This is a genomic window from Enterococcus sp. 3H8_DIV0648 (assembly GCF_002140655.1).
GTDB classification, from domain to species: Bacteria; Bacillota; Bacilli; order Lactobacillales; family Enterococcaceae; genus Enterococcus_A; species Enterococcus_A hulanensis.
On the sequence record NZ_NGLG01000001.1, the window covers coordinates 3,425,017 to 3,439,472 of the forward strand.

General features: G+C 43.7%; 13 protein-coding genes. 10 read left to right on the top strand and 3 right to left on the bottom strand.

What is annotated here, in order from left to right; all coding sequences use genetic code 11:
- The 3 genes from A5875_RS15625 to A5875_RS15635 form a co-directional block, all read left to right on the top strand.
- Positions 1-427: LytTR family DNA-binding domain-containing protein (locus tag A5875_RS15625; RefSeq protein WP_254911881.1), on the top strand; the 427-nt coding region annotated here is incomplete at its 5' end.
- A 2-nt stretch (positions 428-429) separates the two neighbouring features.
- The gene (locus A5875_RS15630) at positions 430-849 is read left to right on the top strand and encodes a hypothetical protein (RefSeq protein WP_088934440.1); all 420 of its coding nucleotides are present in this window, start codon (positions 430-432) and stop codon (positions 847-849) included.
- Between the two features lie 88 nt (positions 850-937).
- Positions 938-1,600 (top strand): winged helix-turn-helix domain-containing protein, encoded by a 663-nt coding sequence (locus A5875_RS15635; protein ID WP_242551282.1) that lies wholly within the window; start codon positions 938-940, stop codon positions 1,598-1,600.
- Positions 1,601-1,646: 46 nt separating this feature from the next.
- Here A5875_RS15635 and A5875_RS15640 read toward each other — a convergent pair whose 3' ends face one another.
- Together A5875_RS15640 and A5875_RS15645 are read right to left on the bottom strand one after the other, a co-directional pair.
- Positions 1,647-2,195, bottom strand: a complete 549-nt coding sequence (locus A5875_RS15640) for a chromate transporter (protein ID WP_088934442.1) — start codon at positions 2,193-2,195, stop codon at positions 1,647-1,649.
- Positions 2,196-2,197: 2 nt separating this feature from the next.
- The gene (locus A5875_RS15645) at positions 2,198-2,758 is read right to left on the bottom strand and encodes a chromate transporter (RefSeq protein ID WP_088934443.1); all 561 of its coding nucleotides are present in this window, start codon (positions 2,756-2,758) and stop codon (positions 2,198-2,200) included.
- Positions 2,759-2,869: 111 nt separating this feature from the next.
- Between A5875_RS15645 and A5875_RS15650 the strand changes: the two genes are divergently transcribed.
- The gene (locus A5875_RS15650; RefSeq protein ID WP_088934444.1) at positions 2,870-3,736 is read left to right on the top strand and encodes a LysR family transcriptional regulator; all 867 of its coding nucleotides are present in this window, start codon (positions 2,870-2,872) and stop codon (positions 3,734-3,736) included.
- An 82-nt stretch (positions 3,737-3,818) separates the two neighbouring features.
- Complete coding sequence (locus A5875_RS15655; RefSeq protein WP_088934445.1) at positions 3,819-4,520, top strand: DUF975 family protein; 702 nt, start codon at positions 3,819-3,821, stop codon at positions 4,518-4,520.
- 40 nt (positions 4,521-4,560) lie between these two features.
- Here the strand turns inward: A5875_RS15655 and A5875_RS15660 are convergent, their stop codons facing one another.
- Positions 4,561-6,027, bottom strand: a complete 1,467-nt coding sequence (locus A5875_RS15660; RefSeq protein WP_088934446.1) for a helix-turn-helix domain-containing protein — start codon at positions 6,025-6,027, stop codon at positions 4,561-4,563.
- Positions 6,028-6,578: 551 nt separating this feature from the next.
- Here A5875_RS15660 and A5875_RS15665 point away from each other — a divergent pair.
- The 5 genes from A5875_RS15665 to map all read left to right on the top strand — a co-directional run bounded on the left by A5875_RS15665 (position 6,579) and on the right by map (position 14,421).
- Positions 6,579-6,935: a VOC family protein gene (locus A5875_RS15665; RefSeq protein ID WP_088934447.1), complete on the top strand. Its 357-nt coding sequence runs from the start codon at positions 6,579-6,581 to the stop codon at positions 6,933-6,935.
- Positions 6,936-6,999: 64 nt separating this feature from the next.
- Positions 7,000-7,515: a DNA-3-methyladenine glycosylase I gene (locus A5875_RS15670; protein ID WP_088934448.1), complete on the top strand. Its 516-nt coding sequence runs from the start codon at positions 7,000-7,002 to the stop codon at positions 7,513-7,515.
- Positions 7,516-7,865: 350 nt separating this feature from the next.
- Positions 7,866-12,683: a SpaA isopeptide-forming pilin-related protein gene (locus A5875_RS15675; protein ID WP_088934449.1), complete on the top strand. Its 4,818-nt coding sequence runs from the start codon at positions 7,866-7,868 to the stop codon at positions 12,681-12,683.
- Between the two features lie 235 nt (positions 12,684-12,918).
- A complete protein-coding gene (locus A5875_RS15680; RefSeq protein WP_088934450.1) occupies positions 12,919-13,572 on the top strand; it encodes an endonuclease III domain-containing protein in 654 nt (217 codons plus the stop codon).
- Positions 13,573-13,668: 96 nt separating this feature from the next.
- Positions 13,669-14,421, top strand: coding sequence for a type I methionyl aminopeptidase (gene map / locus A5875_RS15685; protein ID WP_088934451.1), 753 nt, complete (start codon positions 13,669-13,671; stop codon positions 14,419-14,421).
- The last annotated feature ends 35 nt before the right edge of the window (positions 14,422-14,456 follow it).

The following is a 14,456-nucleotide window of genomic DNA, read 5'->3' on the forward strand; positions in this document are numbered from 1 at the left end:
GGATATCATTGACCAAGGAGAGGAAGAACTTGTCCTAAAAGTAAAGTCACTGGATGATGATTTATTGCGATTGATTAATTCCATGCAAGTAAAGGATGCTTTTTTATGGGTAAATAAGGATGAACAGCTACATAAAATAAAATTAAAAGATGTTTATTATTTTGAAGCGGTAGAGAAGAAGGTGTTTCTTTATACCAAAGATGAAGTCTTTGAGATTAAAGAAAAACTCTACCAATTAGAAGAAAAATATAAAGATACACAGTATATTCGAGTCTCTAAATCGGTTATTCTTAATATTGAGAAAATTGAATTAATCAGTCCGACTTTTAACGGGCGGCTGATAGTGAAATTGAAGAATGATGAAAAGATTTCTATTTCAAGGAATTATGTTAGAAATCTCAAGAATCAGTTAGGGATGGAGGAGTGAGTATGAATAAATGGGTAGTTATTCGAGAATTGTCTATGATTTTCTCGTTTATTTTAACCTTGAGTATCATGTTTGCACTCTTCACCGGCGCAGAGCTAACGAACGACAGTGTATTTTCTCTCCTGATTTTTTCATTAGCATCAGCGATTGGATGCAGCATCTTTTATATTGATCCTTTAGTGGATTTTTTAGGAATTTTTTGGATTCAAGCCGTTTATCTCGGCATTCTGTTTTCAATATTCATCGCTTGCAATCAGCTTTTTATCTGGAATGTTCCGCCTATGATTATGGCAGGGGCTTTTGCTGTTATGACTGCCGGATTTTTCATTGGGAGGACAATTCTGTTTAGTTACAGTGTAAAAATGACAGAACAAATGAACAGACAGCTCAAGAAAAAATTTCAAAAAGAGGATCATAAATAAATGACTTTCAACAAACTTACACCAAAGAAGGGGTGAAGAAATGATATCAATACTACTTTTAACAAAAAACATATTAGTAGAACAGGAAATGCAGACAAAACTGCAACGCTTAAATTATGAAGTGTTTTGTTGTTCCAACATGTTCTACTTAGCGGCTCAGCAGGCTAAAAAGCTGCAGATGATCAATTATTTCGACTATATCATTTTGAGCGAGACGATCTCTGAAAATGAAATGCGGCAGCTCTTGGCGACAATACCGGAGTCAAAAACCATCTTGCGGAAGTTAGAAAAAGAGCCTGAAAAGCAATTGGAAGGTGTCGACGGCTGGATCAGTGAAGGATCAAGCATTGAAGAACTCCGCGAAACACTTTGCCGCTGGGAAAAGAGCTCAGCATCGCAAGACGTGATCTTATCGCTTGTAGGCAGTCGGATCGGCGTTGGAGCAGAGGTACACACTACCGGATCATTGACCTTGTCAAAATTAGAACGCCGTGCACTGGAAAAGCTCTATCAAGCCAATGGCAAGGTGATCTCCCGTGAAGATCTGTGTGAGTATCTTTGGACGGACGGCGCGACGAAATCTCGTTTAGCACAGCTGTCGATCCTCATCAAAAAATTACGGATCGCTTTTCAAAAGGACGGGATCACTGGCGAAACGGTTCAAACCTCTTGGGGCGAGGGCTACTTATTAACCACTACCGCCATGGAATATTATGAACAAGAACGCGAGCGGGAAATGCTGCTGTCGTAATCTTGTATTCAAAAAAAAGGGTCGTTCTCGTTGGAGAATGACCCTTTTAATATATCAGAAAGCCGATAAATCCTGCCAAACACATCAAGACGATCGGATTGGGCTTGAATTTTCGCAGGATTACTAGAGCTACCCCAAACAAAAGCGCTGACTGCCAATCAAAGTGAGCGAGCAGGCTGCTGGAAAGTTCAGATGTTCCGAAAAAGGTCAGCAGCAGGATCGTAAAGCCGGCGGACATGATCAAGCCTACCGAGGAAGCCTTGAGACTCTTCAAAGCCGCCGCAACGTAAATGGATTCCTGATGCTGTTGGAAAAACTGATACAGGCTGATCGAGATGACACAGCCGCCTAGGATACAGCCGATTGTTGCTACAACGGCTCCGAGGATACCATTGATCTGCATGCCGACAAAGGTTGAGGTATTGACCGCTATTGGTCCGGGGGTCATTTGCGAGATCGTGATGATGTCGGCAAAGACTTTCTCGCTCAACCAGCCCTGTTGATGAACGACTTGTTCTTGGATTAATGGAATGATGGCATAGCCGCCGCCGATACTGAATAAACCGATTTTTAAAAATGTCCAAAACAATTGCATCGCTAAACCTCTTTTCTTTGCTGAGCATAGGTGTGAACAAGACAGATCCCTATGCTGATGAATAAAATATAGATGACGTTCAGATTAAAAAAGACATTCGCGATAAACGCAAGCGGGACCAATGCGTTCAGCAGGCTAGAACGTTCTTTACGGATCAGCTGATACATGTCGATCACTATATCAATGATCAAAGCCGTCACACAGGCCTGCATGCCTTTTAAGATCGCCATGATCGTGTGATTGGCGGCAAAAGCGGCGTACCAATTTGAGATCAGTCCTAAGATCACTAAAGGGGGAATGATCGAACAGATCGCGCTGATGAACACACCCAGTATTCCAGCTACCTTTTTTCCGGCGAGGACACTGAGATTGATGGCGATCGCACCGGGAGATGATTGAGCGACGGCGGCCATCTCCATTAATTCATCGTTGGTGAACAACGCCTTTTTTTCGACGTAGTATTTGCGAATCATCGGGACGACTACATAGCCGCCGCCGAAGGTAAAGGCACTGATAAATAAATTGATTCCTGCTAACCATGAATAAAGCTTTAATTTTGTCATGAGAACAACCTTTCTATCTACTATCTCTTTAGTATAAAGCTTGGTTTGGCATGTGTGAAATGATAATATTGGCTAGTAGACATGAATGAAATTCATGGGAAAGGAGCCGCGATGAACTTTAAACAGTGCATTATTTTTCGGGAAATCGCTCGGACAAAAAATTTCACGAAAGCCGCTAACAATATGTATCTTACCCAATCAGCCGTTTCCCACGCGGTCAAAGATTTAGAGGAGGAAGCGGGGACGCAGCTGTTTGAACGGCTGCACCGCAGTGTCAAACTGACACCTGCCGGTGAATTGTTTCTGCGGGAGATTCAACCGATCATCGAAGAATTTGAGTCCGTTGAGGCCCATCTGCCGAATTTAGAAAAGCGGCCGCCGATTAAAATTGCTTCCTGCATCACCTATGCTCAAACGGAGCTGCCGCAATTATTGCGGAGATTTACTGAGAAATATCCGGAGGCCAGCTTCAATGTCCAAGTCTTTCCGGCATCTGATTCCATCGCTCGTTTAGAACGTGGGGAAGTCGATGCGGCATTTATCGAAGGACATGTGCTGCAGCCAGCCTTTGAAGCCAAAAAGATTGCGGATTATCGCTTGTGTGTGGTGGCAGCTGCGGATGCCGCCGAAGAAGAACTTAGCTTTGAAGGGCTTATGCAGCGGCCATTGTTGCTGCGGGAGAGGGGAAGTGCTGTGCGGGAGGCCTTTGAGTCGATCGCCGTTTTGCAGGGCTTCAAGCTTTTTCCGACGTGGGAAAGTATCGATTCGCAGGCGTTAATCTCGGCCATCAAAGCAGGCTTTGGCCTATCGGTACTGCCGTATCGTTTGGTGAAGGAAGAACTCACGCAGGGCCGATTAAAGGAAATCAAGATTGCTGATTGGCAGCTGACGAATGATATTTCCGTCTTGGTTCGCAAGAGCCGCTATCAGCCGAAAATGCTGGCTGATTTTTGGGAAATACTGCAGCCGTTAAATTAAGCTGCCGAGCAATTTCAGCCAAAAGACTTTCTAAAAAAGTTGCGATATATTAAACTATTGAACAGAAAGGGGTTATTTGGTTATGAAAACGACTGCTGAATTAAAGGCAGAGGCGAAAGCCGCACTGAAAGGGCAGTGGGGACAGGCGGTTATCTTAAATTTGATTCCAACATTATTAACAGTTGCGGTAATGTTTTTTGTTGTCTTGTCTGGAGTGATCTGGTTCTTTATCCACGGTTCTGGCGGAGACATGATCACATCCGTTGCTGATTACCATCAAAACAATGCCAGCGGCGGCGGAACGAGTCTAGTTACTATGATAATCAGTGCTTTGTTTATGAGCGGGATTTCTTGGACGTATTTAGATTTATTAAGAGGCGAGCGTACTCAGATTGAACCATTGAAGGATGCCTTCCGCGGCTTTCAAGGAGTGTTTATCGGCGGGGTCATTTTATTAGCGCTGCTGACGAATATCTTTACTACGTTATGGACCTTCCTATTCGTCATTCCCGGGATCGTCAAAGCCTACGCGTATTCTCAAAGCTATTTCATCTATTACGATCAAATCCAGCAAACGGGTGAAAAACCAAAAGTGCTGGATACAATCACTGCGAGTCGTCGTTTGATGGATGGTCACAAGGGACGTTTGTTCTGGCTGGACCTGACATTTATCGGCTGGTACTTCTTGGTTGCATTGACACTGGGAATCGCCTACTTATGGGTAGCACCTTATATCTCGGCTACCAAAGCAGCATTCTACGAAGACCTGCAAGCACATATTTAAAAAACTTCTGGACCAAGTTTATTGGGTCCAGAAGTTTTTTTTAGGCAAATTTCTTTTTATTTTGAATTGCTAGCAGGCGCGGCAATAGGTCTGATTTATAATCGGCATTCAAGATGTTGATCAGATAGTAGTCGCTGTTTTGAGACGGCAGCAGCTCCTTGAAGGTAGTGATGAAAAGATCGATCGGCTCGTCCGGCTGCGGCTGAAAGACGATTTCGATGAAGTTCAGATTCTTTAAAAATTTAACGACATGCTGCAAATACAGGTAGTTCGGAATGGACACCAGCCCAACGCGGATTTTTTCGTCATTGGCGATGAAAAGCGGCAGCAAGTTCAAGCATAGAGTCCTTGCAAGTGATTCACTGACTGCTGCCAGCCATTCCAGCTTCCTGCGGCGGCTTAATTTATGGATCGCTTTTTTGACTGCTGGATAAAGCTCAAGATATATCTCGGATTGCAGAAATTGTTCCTTGTTGCCTGTTTCAAACAGCAGCGGGATTTTTTTCTTTTGAATCGAATAGCCTAAAAAGGTGCGGGCGATGTTGTTCAATAGGATCTTTTCCTCTTGCTCGTCCAGTAAATCTTGTAATAATTCTCTCGCACAATAGCGATAAAAGCTGTCGATGGCTAGACATAAGGGGTCACGTTCCTCGACGTTTTTCGCATAATAAAGCATTAAGGGATTGAGCGCTTGAGCGTCCTTTTTGACCGAGTAAGGGTAGTAATAAAATAAGTAATTGAGAAATTCAACATTCCTTTTGATCTGGACAGGCGAATCCAGAATCTCGGAAAGATAGAGCTCAAGCTGCGGCGTCGTCTGAGAAAAGAGCAGATCCTCAAAGGGCGCTTCATTCAAATATTTTTTTTGATCGTTTCGCAGACGGCAGACGTACAGCATCAAACGAATCAATTTTGGATGAAGGTGCAACGGGAATAATTCCAATAAATTTCTGAGCAAATTATCTTCGGCGATAAAATCCAGCTTGCTTTTTACTAGGTCTTCGCCTAATGAAGCGGCCCAAAAGGCTTTGATATAAAATAAGCGAATGACTGCTTCGTGCCCCGTCAGTTCCATTTTTGAAAAATTGAGCTGGATATTACATTCGGCTAAATAATCAATCAGCGGGCGCATGCGGCGTAAGATGGTGGACTCGCTGACAAAGACCTCTTTGCTGAAGTCTGAAATTTTTTTCTCTGGCTCCAATAAGGAAGAAGCGATGAAGCGATAGGAGACAGATTGTTTGACCAGCGAGACCAAAAAATGATTTGAACGTTCGGGGTTACTTTTCCAATAGAGTTTTGAAGCGGCGATCAGCAGCGGGTCTTCCTTAAGTTCAATCAGGGTATCGTTGATTTCACGCAGCAGCTGCAAAAAAGGCTGATAGTTCCATCCAAACTCGTGACTGAGGGTATTTACAGAGTACTCGCCTTCAGGAAAACCTTCCATCAGCTTGAAAAACTGGATTTTTCTCCGCTGCTGATTGGTCAAAAACAGTTCTCTAAACATAAGCTTCACGCCTTTCTACGATGAGGTAAAAGTAAGAGTCGTTTTGCTCTTGAAGTTATTTATAAGTTGATTTTAGCATAGCCCTAAACGGCTAAAGCCTAATGAAATTCACTTATTGACTTTAATAATTCGTCAATTAATGTTGAGAATTGCTCGATTTGTGACTTGCAGCGTGTATTGAGCGGTATTTTCTTAAAAATGCTGAACTAATGTGGCTGGATCGTTCGTTGTTTAATCTGATATACCAAAAATATTATGATCAGTTCAAAATCTGGGAGGTTATCCTTTGGGAAAAAATCAATGACAGGCTGTCATAGAGAGACGTTCGCAGCAAGGATCAGTTAACAAACATACTAGGCAGCTGGCTTTTATAAAAGGCGGTTGAAGTGCTAAATCTAACTTATTTGATGAGTCAGCAACACGAACATTTGGGGTTGCTCGTATCTGCTTAAAAAGCCGAGAATATTGGGCATTTAATGCTGAAATCAGCTTGGTTGCAACCGCTTTTTCAGTTATACTAAAACTATTATTATGAAGGGAAGGTAGAGTGTATGATTGATCATTTAAGTATTGGGGTAACGGATTTAGCAAAGAGCAAAGCGTTTTATGAGGAAGCGTTGAAGCCATTGGGCTATCAGGTGAAAGTTGAGATGGAGCATGGCGTGTGTTTCGGTGGTGATAGCGGAGCTCTTTGGATCGTGAAAAACGAACCTAGTAAATTCCATCTGGCATTTGGTGCGCAGGATCGAGCGATCGTCGATCAGTTTTATCAAGCAGCGATAAAGGCTGGCGGAACAGACAATGGGGCGCCGGGAGTACGTCCTCATTACCATGAGAATTATTATGGCGCGTTTGTTTATGATCCGGACGGGTACAATATCGAGGCGGTTTGCCACAAAGCAGATTAACGAAAGTGCTGGCTGAAAGGCCAGTCTTTTTTTGTTATGATAAGAGCATCAAGGTGGTGGGAAGATGACGAGTAAATCTCAATGGTACAGCGATCGCTGGGGGAAGCCGACCCACGATGATCGGGAGCTGTTTTTATTGCTGACAATCGGGGTTTTTCAGGCTGGTCTAAGCTGGCAGGCAGCGGCCAGTAAGAAGGAAGTATTTGAAAGAAATTTTTGCGGGATGGACTTTCGCCAAGTAGCGGCCTTTTTCCCAGAGGATATCGAGAAAATCGCCAAGGACCCTGAAATGATTCGCAATCCGCGAAAGATCAAAGCCGTGGTGCAAAACGCGCGGGCAATCGTGACACTTCTAGCAGATTATGACAGCTTTGCGGATTATCTTTGGGATTTTGTCGGCGGCGTGCCGGTGATTCATGAGTACGAACTGGCCGAGGAAGTACCCAATATATTACCGGAAGCCACTGTGATCGCCAAGGATATGAAAAAAAGAGGCTTCACCTTTGTTGGCCCAATCGTTACGTGTATGTTTTTAAAGGCGGCAGGGATTATGCAGGATCGGATCTGGAACGCGGAGTAGTTCATAGTCAATTTATGAAGTCTGTTTCGAATGATGAAGAAGTTTGAACAAAAGCAGAGCAAGTGGCAAGACGCTGATTATCGGCGTCTTTTTTGGTAGTCGAAATTTTCCAGATTACTAAAAAGATTGTCTAGTGCAAAGCGATAAAATGAGCAGACAGTAGCCGAGATCGTCGGGAGTTTCTGACGATCTTTTCAGTCTGGTCAAAAGTTGAAAGAAGAGAATACATTTTCTGATGTTGTTTTATAATTAACATTGTTCTATAAATATTTGTTGTAACGAAAAGATAATCGTTATGGGTTTCTATTATCGCTTCGTTGATTAATAAATCAGGAAAGGTGTTAGTGGTTATGAAAAATAAATTAGTAGTGATTGGCTTAGTGGCGTTGCTTGTCTTGCAAACGCTTAGTCCGGTCTTTGCTTATGGCCAAGGAACAACTGAAGCAACGACAAATTCAACGGAGAAGAAGGCAACGGCTGTTTCTTCGACGAAATCATCTATACCGACCGCAGCAACGTCATCCAGCAGTAAAGACAAAGCGGTTGAAACCAGCAGTACGACGGCTGCTTCCGAAGCTGCAAAAACTCCAACAGCAACAACGGAGACAGAAAACAAAGAAGTGGCAAAAAAACAGGCGCGTACAGCGATTACTGACAATATCTTCAGTTCAGTAAAAATGTACAAAATCAATGGGGATGAAGTTCAGCCGAATGATAGCTTACCGAATATGACCGGTGTCAAGCTGGCGCTGAAATTCTCGTTTTCTGGTAAGAATTATCAGACTGGCGATACCTTTACTACGCAATTGCCAGCTCAAGTAGCTATCGCCAAGGATCTATCCGGCGACTTTAGTCCCATGACTTCGGCCAAATGGTCTATCAATGCTGCGACGAAGGAATTAACGATCACCTTTTTAGAGGATAATGTGTCTTCAGAAGTTTATGATCTGACCTTGGTGACGTCGTTAGAAAAAGTGAACGGTGTTGATGAAGAAAATCAAAACATTGTTTTTGATACAGCGCCAACACCAACGACTTTCTCGATTGAAATGATCTCCAGCGTCGATCCTGGGAAAAACAGCACGGCGGCAACGATTAATACGTTGAATCCTAAAAAAGCCGAAATCAATTCGGTCTTTAATTTAGATCGAACCGACAATGAGAATCGGATGTATCAGATCGATGCTTATAACAATACAAGCAAGGTCAGCTTTGATTCTGTCAAAGTTTATTCAAGCGATGTCGATTTTAATGGAACTTTAGTAGGCAGTAAAACGTTACTGACCAAAGATGATGATTACGAGATCGTCTACAAAAATGCCGGCACGACTCGCGCGACCGCAGAAATCAAACTGATTAAACCAATCGGGAAAAAAGCGATCGTCACAGAAGCGGCTGTTTCTGGAATCGACGGCAAATACTACGTCGATGAATCAATCGCTGGAAATGAATATAACTATTTCTATGGCTATTCTTATACGTATGAAAAGGGAACACAATTAAATTATTCCAGTGCGAACCAGGCATTTGTGACACTGCAGCCGTTAGAGGCTAAAGGGAAAATCAATCAGGATACTGGGGCGATCGACTGGGAGATCAAATACAATTTCAATGAGCAGCCGCTGACCAGCGCTTCTCAGCTGATCACAGATTTAACTGATCAAGGGGTCGAGCTAGTGGATGGCTCGATCAGTATTGAAAAAGTCGGCTTTAATTATACCAGCGGAAACAGCTATGACGTCGTTTCCCAAGGAGATGGAGCAGGTGATTTCACGGTTTCACCTGACAGCTCTGGTTCATTGACGTTCACGCCTAAGGCAACGACGACACAGGCTTATGTGATCAAATATTCGACCAAAATCACTGAGCCGACCGAACGTGTCATCAAGAATAAGGTAACCAATGGAACCGTCAAAAAAGAAGCCCAAGTAAGCCTTATTCCTAATCTCTTAACCAAAGAATCAGGGACGATCGATATCTTCAATCGCACGATGGAATGGAAGATCACCATCAACTCTGAAAAATACACCATGAAAAATCCAGTCGTTCATGATTACTTTATCGGCGCGGTCAAGGATTATACCGGACTAACGGTCAATAAAAAAATCTCTGATACTGAATCAGTGCCGTTAGTTGAAGATGAAGACTACAAAGTAACCAAGTTTGATGAAAATGGTTCGCCAGTCGGAGCTCAGCCGAATGTCAACGGTGCGCCGGACAGCTTTAACGGCGGCGTGCGAATCGACTTTCTTGGTGAGTATAAAGAGCTAAAGGATACATTAGTGATCACGATCAATACCAAGATCGATACGGATCAACAGAAGACAGAGATCAAAAACAAAGCGACCTTGAATTATGGCGATACCCCTGGAGTGATCGAATACGAAGCCAAAGGAACATTTATCGATCCTTATTACACTGGCGGCGCGAAACTAGGGACGAACGCAGGCGTATCTGGGAATTATATCTATCAAAACTGGCTGGTGTTTTTAAATTCTACTGGTGCCGATTTTGATTTGACGAAGATGGAAGACAGCTTACCAGCCGGATCAGAATTAGTTCCAGACTCTCTACGTTTTGAAGAGGTCACGAGCCAATCCATGATCGATAACATGACCCGCTATCTATCGAATGATTACAATTTGGTTCCAGAAGGAGCGGATGCGTATCCAACGAAGATCGATACAAAGAACAACCAAATCAATTTGGAATTCGGCAAGCTAGGTTCCAAACGTGTTTACGTCAAATATAAGACGCGGGTCAAACGTGACTGGTATGTCTACAATCTGTTGAACAATATTGCCAAAGTAACCTATGGCGATAAAGCGCCGGTAGAATATAAAGCCGGAGTTTATGCCTATAATTATGAATATGCGCTGTTAAAATCGGTGGCGAAAGATCCAGAAAAAGAAAACGTGGCAAACTGGACGATTAACACGAGAAATATTTCGGTGGACTTGCCGGTTCAAGACCCTGAAATTACAGATACTTTGACTCCAGGGACAACAAATGCGGCTTATGATCCGACTTCATTTGTCGTTATCGATACAGCAACAGGCGAAAAGATCAGTACCGATCATTATCGTTTAACCATTACGGGAAATACCTTCAAAATTGCTTTTTCTGATTACAAAGCAGAAAGTAATATTCGGGTGCAATACAATACCGTCAGCGAGTTCCCAGGCGGTGTGAAAAATACGTCGCAGGTGAATTCGGCCAGCTATGGCGCTTTGAATTCATACTATCGTCAAGGCTCTGCAGCGGTTAATTTGAGCTTTACCAGCGGCAGCGGGACCGGTGTAGTCAAGACTGACAACCTTTCCGTACTAAAAGTTAACGAGCAGGGTGAATCATTAGCCGGAGCGACCTTTGAGATTCTGAAAGCAGATGGCTCAGAAACGGGGCTGAAAGCTGACACAGACGATGAAGGCAAGCTGACCTTTACTGGATTGCCATTGGGCGATTATCTGTTGAAGGAAACCAAAGCACCAAACGGCTACGAAATCAATCCTGATTACAAAGACGGAAAAGCAATTACACTGACCGAGAATATGTCTGCAATCAAAGTAGTCAATAAGGAGACAGTACCGAACAGTGTCGAGCTGACTAAGACCGATGAACAAACGCATGAAGCACTAGCCGGTGCCAAATTCCGGCTAGAAAAAGCTGACGGCGAAGTAGTCAGCGAGGATCACGAAACAGGAATGGACGGCCGCTTCACCGTAACGGATCTCCCGATCGGCGATTATCAGTTTGTCGAGACCGAAGCGCCAACCGGCTACAAATTAGATAAAACGCCGGTTGAATTCTCGATCACCGAGCGTCAAGGGCAAGTGGTCAACCTGAAGAAGACCAATACGCTGGCAACAGGTTCAGTTATCCTGAAGAAAATCGATGCCCAGACACAGGAAGTATTAAAGGGAGCGACTTTCCAATTAAAAGATAGCAGCGGAAATATCCTGAAAGACGATTTGATTACTAACGGAGACGGTCATTTAGAAGTAACCGACCTAGCACCAGGTGATTATCAATTTGTCGAAACTAAAGCACCAACCGGCTATGAAAAAGAAACAACGCCAGTTGAATTCACGATCACCAAAGCCCAATCAAAGGCGGCGGAAGTGGAGAAAACCAATACCAAGACACCGTCGAAGCCAGGCTCGATCATTCTGACTAAGACAGATGAAAAAACAGGCAAAGCTTTATCCGGTGCCGCCTTTGAATTGCAAAATGCTCAAGGAAAAGTATTGGAAGCGGAACTGATTACTGATAAATCCGGGAAGTTACTGATTGAAAACCAAAGTCCGGGCAGCTATCAATTAGTCGAAACCGAAGCACCAACAGGTTATGTCAAAGATGCGACTCCTGTGAAGTTTACAGTCAAGGATCAAGCAGAGACGATTGAATTGACTAAGACTAATAAAGCAATCGATAGTGGAGTCATTTTAGAAAAAATCGATGAAACGACCAAACAGCCATTAGCTGGGGCGGAATTTGTTTTACAACAAAATGGCAAAACGATTTCGACCGAGAAAATGAGCACTGATGACAACGGTCTTTTAGCGGTGGAAAATTTAGCACCAGGCGACTATCAATTAGTGGAAACTAAAGCGCCGGCCGGTTATAAGCTGGATGCAAGACCTGTACCTTTCACGATCAAAGCGGACCAAACCAGTCCGGTTCGAGTAACGAAAACTAATAAAGGACTTACTTGCACGGTCGTACTGAGAAAAATAGACAGCAAGACCGGCGAAGGCTTGGCAGAAGCGACATTCGCGTTACAGGATCAACAAGGCAAAGTCTTAAAGGACAAATTAAAGACCGATGAAACAGGAACGCTGGTCGTGTCGGATATGGAACCAGGGAAGTACCAATTAGTCGAAACCGAGGCACCTAAGGGCTATGTATTGAATACAAAACCGGTGACCTTCCAATTGACAGAAGCGAAGAAACAACTAGTGACGGTCAAGAAGGAAAACGTGAAGCAGAAAGTCAGCGGTAAGACTGGAACAAATAGTTCACGGACCACGACTTCCACTTCCTATGGCACGCGAAACCATACGTACCTGCCTAAAACAGGGGAGCAAAAATCAACGATCCTAGTGATCGCGGGTATTGTCGTCTTACTTGTCTTAGGAGCAGTCATCTACTTTAAACGTAAAAAATAAGATTGAATTCATCCGGCTAGTCTGCTGACTAGCCGGATTTGTTTTGTCCTTCGTTTCATTGTATTTTATAGGTAAAAGAAGAATTAGAAAAAGATGGGGAAGGGATCAAGATGGGGACTCCGTTTGTTCGGATAGATGAAAAGAATTGGAAACGGGCGATGCATTGCAAGCTTATTTGGATGCTTTTTAATATAATGGAAAGAAGAGCAATACAAATGATGAATGAGGAGTAAGCATGATTACGAATATTGACGAATTGTATGAGGCGTTTAGCCGTGTCATGGCACATAAACGCTGGTGGGATACGGATAACAAGTGGGAAATCCTGCTGGGTGCGGTGCTGGTGCAAAATACGAACTGGCGCAATGTGGATTACGCGTTGGCTAATCTAAATGAAGCGACGCAATTCCTGCCGAAAAAAATACTGGCTTTGGATCAGGAGCAGCTGCAGGCGTTGATTCGTCCAAGCGGCTTTTATAAAGGCAAATCAAATACGATTATCGCGCTATTGACGTGGCTGGAGGGTTATCATTTTGACTTGAATCAGGCGGCACGCAAGGATTTTTCGACGCTGCGGAAAGAATTATTGGCGATCAAGGGGATTGGCGAGGAGACTGCCGATGCGCTGTTGGTGTACGTCTTTGACCAGTCGACCTTTATCGCAGATAAGTATGCCCAGCGGATGTTTGAGAAATTCGGTTTTGCCTCTAACGGCTACAAGCAATTAAAGAGCAAAATCGGCTGGCCTGAGACGATGGATACCCTCAAGGCGCAAAATCTTCATGGCTGGATCATCGAATACGGCCAAGTTTATTTGAAAAATGACGAGGTTTGGCAAAGCGGACCGTTGAAAAACTTTAAGCTCAAATTAAGGACAGCCGATGATTAGCGGGCAAAAAGGGTCGGGACTTTCCTTCAAAAGCATTTCGTGGTATAACATTTCAATACTATAATAGAAGAAAAATATAATTTTAGGAGTAATTAAATGGTCAATTTGAAATCAAGCAGAGAAATCGAACAAATGAAGGAATCCGGTGCTATTCTAGCCGGTATCCATAAGCAGCTACGCGAGATTATCGTTCCGGGAATCACAACGAAGGAAATCAATCAATTCGTTCAAGAAAAAGTGGAAGAAGCAGGAGCGACAGCGGCACAAATCGGCTTTGAAGGCTATGAGTTTGCGACCTGTACGAGCGTGAATGATGAGATCTGCCACGGCTTTCCCTCAAATTATCGCTTAAAATCCGGTGATGTGCTGAAGGTTGATTTTTGTGTCGATTATCATGGCGCGATCTCTGATAGCTGCTGGACTTATGCAGTCGGCGAGATTACCCCTGAGCACCAAGCGTTGATGGACGTGACGAAAGAAGCCTTGATGATCGGGATCGAACAAGCCCAAGTCGGCAACCGCGTTGGTGATATCGGGCACGCGATCCAAACCTATGCAGAAGGCAAAGGTTATGGTGTCGTCCAAGATTTTCTGGCCCATGGGATTGGACCAACGATCCATGAAGAACCCTTTTTCCCGCATTTTGGAACAGCCGGCAAAGGTCCGCGTCTAAAAGAAGGCATGACGATCACGATCGAACCGATGATCACGACTGGCACTTGGGAAGCTGGAATCGACGGCAACGGCTGGACTGCCCGTACACTAGACGGCAGCTACTGCGCTCAGTATGAACATTCCATCGCCATTACTAAAGAGGGTCCGATCATCATGACTCAGCAAGAAGCTTAATCAATTTATGAAGAGAAATTCGGAAAATATAATCC